Source organism: Thermosediminibacter litoriperuensis, assembly GCF_008124715.1.
Taxonomy (GTDB): domain Bacteria; phylum Bacillota; class Thermosediminibacteria; order Thermosediminibacterales; family Thermosediminibacteraceae; genus Thermosediminibacter; species Thermosediminibacter litoriperuensis.
In genome coordinates, this window is the sequence record NZ_VNHO01000043.1 from 1 (window position 1) to 11257 (window position 11257).

Annotated in this window: 10 protein-coding genes; 1 reads left to right on the plus strand and 9 read right to left on the minus strand. The window is 39.5% G+C overall.

The window, feature by feature from the left end; all coding sequences use genetic code 11:
* Positions 1–261: IS30 family transposase (locus tag LZ11_RS11590; protein ID WP_148866487.1), on the plus strand; the 261-nt coding region annotated here is incomplete at its 5' end.
* A 62-nt stretch (positions 262–323) separates the two neighbouring features.
* On the opposite strand, the gene LZ11_RS11595 is transcribed toward LZ11_RS11590, so the two are convergent.
* The 9 genes from LZ11_RS11595 to LZ11_RS11635 all read right to left on the minus strand — a co-directional run bounded on the left by LZ11_RS11595 (position 324) and on the right by LZ11_RS11635 (position 10827).
* Entirely contained in the window at positions 324–1406 is a 1083-nt protein-coding gene (locus LZ11_RS11595) for a TRAP transporter substrate-binding protein (protein ID WP_148868029.1), read from the minus strand.
* 226 nt (positions 1407–1632) lie between these two features.
* Complete coding sequence (locus tag LZ11_RS11600) at positions 1633–2673, minus strand: LacI family DNA-binding transcriptional regulator (protein ID WP_148868030.1); 1041 nt, start codon at positions 2671–2673, stop codon at positions 1633–1635.
* Positions 2674–3075: 402 nt separating this feature from the next.
* Positions 3076–3894 carry a sugar phosphate isomerase/epimerase family protein gene (locus LZ11_RS11605; RefSeq protein WP_148868031.1) on the minus strand — a complete coding sequence of 273 codons (819 nt, stop codon included), beginning with the start codon at positions 3892–3894 and terminating at the stop codon, positions 3076–3078.
* Between the two features lie 34 nt (positions 3895–3928).
* Complete coding sequence (iolG, locus tag LZ11_RS11610) at positions 3929–4939, minus strand: inositol 2-dehydrogenase (RefSeq protein WP_148868032.1); 1011 nt, start codon at positions 4937–4939, stop codon at positions 3929–3931.
* 132 nt (positions 4940–5071) lie between these two features.
* Positions 5072–6196 (minus strand): 3-dehydro-scyllo-inosose hydrolase, encoded by a 1125-nt coding sequence (gene iolN, locus LZ11_RS11615; protein WP_148868033.1) that lies wholly within the window; start codon positions 6194–6196, stop codon positions 5072–5074.
* Between the two features lie 20 nt (positions 6197–6216).
* Positions 6217–7401, minus strand: a complete 1185-nt coding sequence (gene iolM / locus LZ11_RS11620; protein ID WP_148868037.1) for a scyllo-inosose 3-dehydrogenase — start codon at positions 7399–7401, stop codon at positions 6217–6219.
* A gap of 151 nt (positions 7402–7552) precedes the next feature.
* Positions 7553–8341 carry a hydroxypyruvate isomerase family protein gene (locus LZ11_RS11625; protein ID WP_148868034.1) on the minus strand — a complete coding sequence of 263 codons (789 nt, stop codon included), beginning with the start codon at positions 8339–8341 and terminating at the stop codon, positions 7553–7555.
* A 189-nt stretch (positions 8342–8530) separates the two neighbouring features.
* Positions 8531–9541 carry an inositol 2-dehydrogenase gene (iolG, locus tag LZ11_RS11630; protein ID WP_148868035.1) on the minus strand — a complete coding sequence of 337 codons (1011 nt, stop codon included), beginning with the start codon at positions 9539–9541 and terminating at the stop codon, positions 8531–8533.
* Between the two features lie 314 nt (positions 9542–9855).
* Positions 9856–10827, minus strand: coding sequence for a sugar ABC transporter substrate-binding protein (locus LZ11_RS11635; protein ID WP_148868036.1), 972 nt, complete (start codon positions 10825–10827; stop codon positions 9856–9858).
* Positions 10828–11257: the final 430 nt, after the last annotated feature.

The window sequence follows — 11257 nt, forward strand, 5'->3', positions numbered from 1 at the left end:
AATTTGAATGTCCACAGAATTGATATTTATTATGCTCATCCCTACTCTGCTTGGGAACGGGCCACCAATGAGCGGCACAATGGCCTAATCAGGCGGTTGATTCCTAAGGGAACAGCTATCAAGGAATTATCTTTTTCACAAATCGAACGGGTGCAGAATTGGTGTAATACTCTGCCCAGAAAAATCCTGGGCTACCGGCAACCAGCAGAACTCTTTTTCCGGGAAATAGAGCGACTAACTTACGAACTTCAGCCTTCATGATTGAAAAACCCAACTCATTCGGGTTTCCAAAAAATGTGTCGCATTTAATATTGCAATTTAAGTTATGAATTTACTTTTTTATAATTAGCTTTAAATTCTAGTATTTCGTCTATGGTGCCTGTAGGCCAAAGGGCTCCATCCTTGTCAATTTCCTTATAAAATTCTTCTCCCAGCTTGTTCTTAATTGATTCTATATCAATCTCAACATACGTCATCTTTTCGTTTAAGAACTCCATGGTTTCATCCATAGTTTCAGCGATCAATTTTGCTTCATAATTTACAGCCTCAAGAGCAGCTTCTTTCAGAATCTCTTGTTGCTTGGGGGATAATTGTTTCCAAATATTTTCGCTTATAAATATCGCAGAAACATCCCTGATATAGTCAGTCTTCATAAAATATTTCTGTACTTCATATAAGCTGTTATTTTTAACTGTGATAAAGTTATTTTCTTGCGCATCGACTGTTCCTTGCCTTAATGCTATATACAAGTCAGCGAACGGAATGACGACAGGGGTGGCTCCCAGTTTTTTCATTGTCTGTTGGACCAATGCCGATTCAGCTGTTCTGATTTTCAGGCCCTTAAAATCTTCTGCTGATTTAATAGGTTTGTTTGCTGTCAACTGTCTGGGTGGAAGTTCTCCTGCTGCAGCAAGCACACGTACCCCTGTTGATGCCGCAGCTTCTTCAAACCATTGCTTAGCGATATCGGATTCCAAAAAAGCCTCTAATTCTTCCTGGCTATCCCAAATGAAAGGCGCAATAACTGCATTAAACTTCTTAGCACCTTCAAGCCAGCTATAACAGGATAAAGTGTTATAAAACATATCTGTCATACCGGTTGGCATACCACTTAGCATGTCATTAACAGAACCGAGAACGCTGTTGGGGAAAGTCTTTATTGTGATATTGGCTGACGGATTGCTGTTTACTATTTCTGCAAATTTTTCCATAGCCAAGGTGGCAGGGTCATCTTCTGTCTTTATTCCGGCTAACTTTAGCTCAAAATGTTTTTCTTCTGTTGCAGAATTATTTCCTGAGGAAGGAGGTTGATTAGTTTTGGAACCGCAGGCACTTAACACCAGCGTCGCAATCATCATAACTAGGAGTAGTAATGTAATTTTGCTTTTTGCATTACATTTCCACATTATATTTCCTCCTATCTCAATATTTATTGAAGACCAAGTAACCTTTTTCACTATCGTTTTTAAACAAGGATTTTTAGGAAAAGAAGACCCATTTTTAAAACATCTTGTCAGTAATTGTCCACATTTATCCCTCCTTAAATTTTAGTAAAAAATCGCAAATTATAAAATTATGGTACTTTTTATGGTAATCGATTACTATACTAACAAAAAATACTAACAAAAAGTTTTATAAAGGTTTTGTAGACTTTCTAATAATCAGCGTAGGACTCATGTTTATTTCTATGTATTTTTTATCTCCTTCATTTTGAAGTCTGTCAATTAATAGGGTGGCAGCTAACTTACCCATTTCATATTTAGGCTGTTCGATAGTCGTAAGCGGTGGTTCGATCATTTCCGAAATAAAAATATTGTCAAAACCGACGACAGATACATCATCCGGTACCTTAACGCCAAAAGACTTTAGGCCTTGTATAACCCCAATAGCAGTCATATCATTAACCGCAAATATAGCTGTTGGCATGTCTTTGATTTTTAAAAAACGTTTAACCAATTCTATACCGTTTTCATATTCATATATTTCATTATTAATTTCTTGCTCTTTATCATTTATCAAAATCAATTCTTTATTAACATCAAGCTTATAATGTTTCAAAGCCTTTAGATACCCTTCAAATACCCCTTTTCTACTGGCCCTCGTCAAAGGCGCACTTATAAAAGCTATTTTCTTATGGCCTAATTTTATCAGGTGTTCTGTAGCCAAAAACCCTCCTTTAACATAATCGAAGGATATTCTATTACAGGGAAATGTTACATTTTGATCAAAGGCTACTATATTAAACCCTCTACTTACTAGTTCTTTTAAAAATCTTTGGTTTTGAGATATAGAAGATATTATAATACCTCTAACTTGCTTTTTAGCCATTGAGTTCAAATATGCAATTTCTAATTGTGGATTCCTATATGAATCACATAAGAGTACATTGTATCCCTTTTCCCTAGCAGCATCCTCAACTCCTAAAACTATAGAAGGATAAAAAGGGTTTGATATATTCGGGATAATAACTGCTATATCCCTAGTTTCTTTAGTCTTGAGCTGCCGTCCCAATAAATTAGGGGTATAGTTTAATTTTTTAGCCGCTTCAAGTACTCTCTGCCTTAGCTCTTCTTTTACCGGGTATCCGCTGTTGCTCAGAACCCTCGAAACGGTGGCGGTTGACGTTTTTGCAAGTTTTGCTATATCATAAATCGTAGCATTTTTCCTTGCCATTGTTATTCACCTTAGTATTGTAGTAATCGGTTACTGTATCAATTATTTCTACATTTGTATAAAAAATCCTTCTTAAAAATTAGTTTTTTTAAGAAATTTGGTTCCAATAAAGTAAGTGGCATTCCTGACGGGATTTCTGTAAAACTTTATACAAAAGGCGATAAAGATCATGACCATCTCTTACGCGAAATACGGCACAAGGTGATGGCGGCGGACGTAGATTATGAAGATGCTCTGGAAACTGCAAGGCTAATTAACTAAAAATGCGGCGATGCCTTCGCCTGCAAAATGGACATCGCCGCGCAATCTCCCTATGATAAACCATCTAAGAATTAGACCTGGTTATAGCCGTGAACCTATGGTGCACTTTTTGTGTTCTCGCAAAGCCACTAAAAGCATGAGTTACATTGATATCATAAATATGGCTTTTATATTTTCTATAGCTCCTTTAGCGGCTTCTTCTCCATTTGGATAGGGCAAACACTCGAAAGCTATCGCACCATTATAACCGGTGTCTTTTAATGCTTTAATAATTTCTTTAAAATTAATATGACCCATCCCCGGATATCTGCGGTTGCTATCCGCAAAGTGCACGTGCCCGAGGAGGCTACCTGCCGTTTTTATGCTTTTTGCCATACCGACCTCTTCAATATTCATATGGAAGGTATCAATGTGCACCTGCAGGTGGCTTGAACCGATTTTTTCTATAAATTCCAGGGCTTCTTCCACTATGTTTATAAAATTTGTCTCGTAACGGTTTATGGCTTCTACCAGCAGAGTAACTCCTTTATCTTCCGCCTGTGAAAGACATTTTTCAAAGCACTCCAGGGCAAATGCTTCATATTTTTTATACTCCGATTTGTCCGGAATTGACCCCCTCATGGACCCGATTATTACCTTTGCACCCAGCTCTCTTGCAGCATTAATGTGGTCTATGATTCGGGCAACCGCCCTTTCCCTTATTTCTCTGTCGGGATTAGTAAAGCTGAGCCTATCAATTACGTATCCCAGGCCCGTCCCTAAGGTCGATACTGTCACATGATTTTTCTCGCAAGCACTCAATATCTCATCCAGGTTTAATTCCAGCGGGTCTCTTACGTGGATTTCCACACAGTCGTATCCTAATTGGGAAGCCTTTTTTATATTTTCGGCATAATCACCCCGCAGCAATACTGGAAAAGTCTCGCTCACATCTTTAGCTATGGTCAAACTAAATTTCATACTTTCCATTGCCTCCATATTTTACCATACACTGCTACCTTTCTATTCTAACAGGTCTTCCTTCTTCGAGGGACTTTTGGGCGGCAAGGCCTATAATCACCGGCTCAAGGCCATCCCTACCCGTAACCGAGGGCTCTTCATCGTTTATTATGGAGTCAAAAAACTCTCTGAGCTCTTTTATATAGGCATCATGATATCTCTCTATAAAAAAGTGCTTTGGTTTGTCACTGATGATACCTTCACTGGTGCTCATTACTACGTTTGAAGAAGATACGTTTTCTACCCTTAAGCAGCCCTGAGAACCGAAAACTTCAACTCTCTGATCATATCCATAAACCGCCTTCCTGCTGTTATCTATGACAGCTATCGCGCCATTCTTAAACTTTAAATTAACTACGGCTGTATCTATGTCTCCTACCTCCCCTATAGCCTGATCAATCATAACAGCCCCATAAGCAAATACCTCTTCAACTTCGCTTCCCGACAGGAACCTGGCCATATCGAAGTCGTGTATGGTCATATCCAGAAAGATTCCGCCGGATACCTTAACGTATTCTATCGGTGGTGGCTCCGGGTCCCTTGATGTAATTCTAATTATATGTATATCCCCTATTCTACCCTCATCGATAAGTTTTTTGGCTTTTCGGAAGTGAGGGTCGAATCTCCTCTGAAAACCGATCTGCAGTTTAACCCCGGCTCTTCTAACTTCCTCCAGGGCTTTTTTTATCCTGTCCAGATCGAAGTCTATTGGCTTTTCGCAGAAAATCTGTTTCCCAGCCTTAGCCGATTCGATTATAAGCTGGCAGTGGGTATCGGTGGAAGAGCATATAAGTACAGCATCTATTTCCGGATCTTCTATTATTTTTTTGTAATCCTCATAGACATGGTTTACACAGATACCGTATGCCCAGTCTTTTATCTTTTCTGCATAAATATCAGCAATGGCTTTCAACTCCACATCGCCAAAATGTGCATTAATATTTTCAGCATGCATTCTCCCTATACGCCCGGCTCCTATTAAACCTACTTTAATTTTTTTACCCATAACCCATCTTCTCCCTGTTTAATTATTATTAATTATTATAAGTACTAAGGTCCCCAGGAAATACCCGGCCGCCTTTGTCATATACTGAGCGGCCGGAGATCATCCTGGGATAGGGGGTGCATTCACTAAAGTTTATAGTTTATGGAAGACGCCTATCGCAGGTAGTTCATATACCGACTTCCACCCGGGGCTCATCGGCTCTTTGAGGAACGGTTCCATTTCTTCCCTCGTCCTTAGAGTTACTTTCTCAACGGGCGGGACAGTTCCCGGAGGGAAGACCTCTAGAATCTGATCTATTACCAGGGTAAGGTATTTCAATATAGCTGCGATGGGTCTTTTAGCTTTTCTTGGGTCTGCCAGGCTGGGCTTGCCGACGACACCCTCCGGAGTAGCTGCCAGTTCTATTGCCATATGCCCTTCGCCTTCGGACCAGCGGTGGGGCCTGCGGAAAGGATCTACCGATTTATCAAAATGACCATCAGGCAAAAAGCTTTCTCCATCCGCATCCTGGACAACACTCATATCCACCATTTCCGGGAAGAGGAGCAGCGCTACTGACGTTTCTGCCTCATCGGCATGCACAAAATTGGTTTCAAGGCTGTCAGGCCTGCCGGCGGGATAGAAGAACTCTCTTACAGCCCTGTGCCAGTCAAGTACCCTAAATATACCCGGCAACTGAAACCTCTTCATGAACTCCTGTATAGCAGATTCCAACATCCAGAGATGCCCGTGGTTATTAACCAGAATGATTTTTCTAAAACCGTCGTTCCACAAGCCCAGCATTGTATAGATAAGTGTTTCTTCAACGACTTCTTTTGGCATAATAACTGTTCCTGGCATTCCTATGTGATGGTACGGATGGCCGCCGTAATTGAGGGGCGGAAACGCCAGACTAACTTCTCTGCCCTGTTTTGCGGTGTAACGGCGCACGCCTTCCAGTATCTGTGTTACCATGAAGGTATCCAGTCCGCTGTTGGCGTGAAGCCCATGGTTTTCGGTACAGCCTATAGGCACCAGGACAATATCGTTTTTCTTTCTTTTTTCTATGACTTTAAACCTTGGCGTATTCTGAATATAAGTCCCGGGTTTCCCCAATTCCGAGGGTGAGGGAATTTCGTATTCTTTCAGTATGGCATCTATTTCCTCCTCGGTTGCATCCCATATCTGCTTTTTCAAACGGCCCACTTCATTATCCTCAAAAATTATTGCAGGATTATCGGTTAAAAGCCATTTTTTGTCACTCTGTTTGTGCTCCATTTCTATCTATCCTCCTCCAATTAATCCATCACACATGTAACTTTACACTCAGTTCTATCGGTTCTGAGTTTTATTATATATTCAGGTACCTGCTCCAGTTTTATTTTCTTGGTGATCATCGGAGTCATATCCATCCCGGTTGCCATACACTCGATTACCCTCGGGAATGTACCGTGTCCGGAATGCCCCTGGGCTCCGATGATTCTCGCCCTTCTCACCTGAAGAACTTCGCCGGTCACCGGCATTTTAGCATCGGCCCTGGCCACCACAACTACGGTAGCATTGAGAGTCCGGCCTTCCCAGATAGCTTTCTCTATACCGGGATATACCACCTGAGGTAAACCCGATGCTTCCAGGTAAAGGCTGGCTCCGTAACCGTCTGTCAGCCTTAATACCTCTTCGGCAAAATCCACTTTGGTGGGATCTATCACGCAATCGGCGCCCATTTTTCTTCCGAGTTCGGCCCTCACGGGCGAGGGCTCGGAAAGAATAACCCTGGCTGCCCCGTGCCTCTTTAATATCGCACAGGCCGCAATACCTATCGGCCCTCCACCGCAGATCACCACGTTGTCGCCGGGTCTAATACCTCCTCCCCTTTCGATGACCGCATTGTAAGCTACAGATGTGGGTTCCACCAGGCTCCCGGCAAGGAATATATCGTCACCTTTGTATACTTCTTTTAACGGCTCCAAGCTCCAGAGATACTTGGCCGGCAGGACGATATAATCGGCAAACCCGCCGTTTACGTTAAAACCAATCTCATCCAGCCTTTCGCAGTGATTGGGCCATCCATCGGCGCAGGGCTGGCACTCACCACACCACAGCATTTCTTCTGTACATACATATTCTCCGCCCCTGAAAGGCTTATTGGTGCGCTTGTCATAAGCTTCGGGGCCCACTTCCACTACTACCCCAGCCAGCTCATGACCGAGTATGCACGGGAAACCGGTTAGACCTGGATACAGAATATATCCGTCGTCATCCGGCTGGGCCATATGGACATCACTGCCGCAAATCCCACAAGCCTTCACCTTGATGAGCACTTCACCCCTGCCGGGCTTGGGAACGTCGTACTCTCTGATTTCCAGCCTGGGATTCCTCCATACCCGGCTTCCTAAGTATGTCTGCTTACCCTCGATGTCTTTGGGCCCGAGCTTGAACCCCGGTCTCGGATCCCAGTCAGCAATGAGTGTAACCGCTTTCATTTTCGGCATAAATAAAACCTCCTCGTATAATAATTTTTTAGGTCATTGTAAAACCCTCAAAACTTTTTAGATGAGGGTTTCTCCCATGTTCATGCTTCTGTATGGGATGAGCCCTTTATAAGCAGAGATAATCTTTGTTTTTTCATATTTTTTATATATTCCACTGATTAAATATAATTTTTGCAGCATCCTCTGAACTGCCTGATGGAAACAATTCAAATCCTATAAATCCATCATATTTTAACTGTTTTAAAGTATTCAATATGTTATTAAAATTTATTTCTCCTGTTCCCGGTTCATGTCTGCCTGGTACATCTGCGACATGAATATACCCAATTAAGTCAATATATTCTTTGATAGTGCTGATTATATTTCCCTCCATAATCTGCATATGGTATATATCATATAATATTTTAATATTAGGTGAATTAACCAATTTAACTACATCAGCAGCATCTTTGGTATGAGCTAAAAAATAACCTCTATGATCCACCTTGGTATTTAGCGCTTCCAAAACAAGGGTCAATTTTTCCCTTTCAGCTAATGGAGCTAGAGTCCTTAATATATTAAGCATAGTTCCAAATTTTTTATAATTAGAAACTTCATTATAATGTTTTAAAACCGTTCCATCATTACCCAAAGCATTGGAATGAATTACTAAATAATCACATTGTAAATACTTTGCTTTCTCTATCGATTCTTTAACAAAAGAAATATATTGTTCGCCTTCATTCTCATCTATTAACGAATAATTTTGGTCACCTGAAAAGCTTGCAATCTTCAAGTTATTTTTGTCGCATAATTCTTTTATTTTAACAAGATCTTTATCTGTCCATGTCCAAAATTCTATATAATCAAAACCGGATTTTTTAACTAATTGAAATCTCTCTTCGAAAGGTACCTCAGTAAATATTGTTTCAATACATATCGATCTTTTCATACCATCAGCTCCCAGCATATACTTGACATTAGAAACTTAAAAAAAGTTTAGTGGCATTTGACTATTAAAATACTTTATACTTTAATATAATGCTTTTGCTTTTTCCTTATTTAAAAACAGAGTAAAGTTCAACTTATACTCAGTTAGTTGTACCTCCAATTATCCGGTTTATTTATATATTTATAATTGTTATCTTTCGATTTTTATCGGTCGTCCCTCTTTAAGAGATTTTTGTGCTGCAATGCCAATCAATACTGCTTCTAATCCATCTATACCGGTAACTATAGGTTTTTTGTCATTTATTATACAATCGAAAAATGCTCTCATTTCATCTATATATGCCTCTTTATATCTCTCTTGGAAAAAATATTTTGGTTTATCTGCTATAACACCAACAGACGAACTTAGAATTACATTCGTTGGTGTATCATTTGCAGCAGTAATGCATCCTTTTGTACCGAATACTTCAACCCTTTGATCGTATCCATATACAGCCTTCCTGCTGTTATCAATTACACCTAGTGCACCATTCTCAAATTTTAATGTAATTATAGCTGTATCTACATCGCCTGCTTCACCTATGGCAGGGTCAACAAGTACTGCAGCTGACGCAAATACTTCTGTAACTTCACTACCTGTTAAATATCTTGCCATATCAAAATCGTGGATTGTCATATCGAAAAATAACCCACCTGAACCTCTTATGTAACCAATGGGTGGTGGTTCGGGATCTCTAGATGTTATCTTTACTATATGCACGTCTCCTACTTTGCCTTCTCTCACCATATCGTGAACTTTCTTAAAGTTATGGTCAAATCTCCTGTTAAAGCCTAATTGAAACTTAACATTAGCCTTTTCGACGGCATTTAAAGCTTCTCTGATCCTATTTAAGTCAAAATCAATCGGTTTTTCACAAAAAATATGCTTTCCGGCATTTGCTGATTCTATTATCATTTGTGCATGAGTATCTGTGGATGAAAAAATTAATACAGCATCTATTTCAGGATCTCCAAGTAGATCCTTATGATCTTTATATATGTTTTTTATACCCAATTCATTCGCCCATTCTTTTAAATTATCAGCAAATATATCTGCTATTGCCTTTATTTCAATGTATCTAAAGTTTGATAAAATGTTTTCTACATGCATTTTACCGATTCTGCCAGCACCAATAACACCAATTTTTATTTTTTTACGCATAAAACACATCTCCTTTCTATAAGTTCATTTTGATGAATATTTTTTACATTAGAACAGAGAATTACAATAATAAAACAAGTATTAAATTCTAATTCGTAGAAAGCAGCAACACTTATGTGAAGCAACTTACTAATAAACTTCGACCCTTCGCTGAGTGCTGTTCAAAAAAGTTTCATTTCCTCTGCTGCCCTCTGTCCTTACCGTTTTCTGACTGCATTTTGATAATTTCCTCATTCAGCCATACCTCTGGCCTAATAGCAGGCCAGAGGTATGGCTTTGTTAGATACTTAAATAATAGGAATTGAGCTAACAAATTATTTTAGATATTTATCAACATTTTCTTTGGTTACCAATTCAGTGCCAGTATCTATTCTGTTCGGAACATCTTTCCCATTAATATAATCGATAGCTGCTTTTACACCCAGATAACCCATATTAAATGGATTTTGGGCAACCAAAGAATCAAGCTTTCCAGCTTTTATTGCTTCTAAAGATTCTTTTTGACTATCAAAACCTATAATTTTAACTTGGTCTATTTTCCCTGCAGCTTCAACTGCTTCCAGTGCCCCCATTGCCATAAGTGTACTAGCTGCAAAAACGGCATTTATGTCAGGATGTGCTTGTAAAATGTTTTCCATAACAGTCATAGCAAGGGCTCTTTCGCTATTGGCTGGTTGTTCTGCCACTAATTTAATATCTGGAGCCGCCTTTATTGCTTCTTTAAATCCATCCGCCCTGTCTCTCATAGTCTGTTGTCCAGGAACACCTAAAATTAAACCAACTTTACCTTTGCCATTTAATAGTTTGATTACTCTTTCTCCTGCTATTTTCCCACCTAGGATGTTATCTGTACCAATAAAAGAAACGATTTTACCTCCATCAGCATTTGTATCTATAGTAAATACGGGTATATTAGATTCGTTTGCTTTTTCTATAAAAGGCACTACGCCTGAAGAGTCACAAGGAGCAATAAGCAAAGCATCAACTTTTCTTTGAATCATATCTTCAATTATTCTAAATTGCTGTTCAACATTAGATTCCTTATCAGGTGCTAATACTATAAGATCAACATTATTTTCTTGCGCAGCCTTTTCTGCTCCATTTTTTAAATCAAGCCAAAATTCACTATCTAACGCCTTTGGAATAACTGCAATTGTTAGTTTTTTTGATTCCTGTTGCTGATTCTGGTTAGATAGACTTGATTCATTCGCTTTTTGATTTGAACATCCTACTAGCAAGGACGCAATTATTATACTTATCAAAATAATCGATATAATCTTTTTCATACATCTACCTCCTTGTACAATATAGTTAGCTCAATGATGTAATTAAGGGTCATTAAAAGTTTTTTTAACAACCACACAGGAATTCTGATAAAACTTAGCTAAATATTTCTCGTAACGGCAGGGGACTTCGATCTACCTCCTTGGGAAGCTCTTTGCTGTCCCGAAATTAAGAGTGAAGCCCCTCCTCTATGAGATGTCTCGAATGAGCACGTTGTGGATGTAGCTTGCTACATGCCTCGAGTTACGCGCAAGGTTGAGACTTATAGGGGATTGCGGGAACCCTGCCTAATTTCAATGAAAGCGAGGATGTAAATATGATCTATGGCGGTATTGATGTGGCTAAACATAGTCACGAAGTATGCCTCGTGAATACGCCGGAGACATTGTTCTAAAGATGCATCTAGATAATAACCATAAAGGGATGAATAAG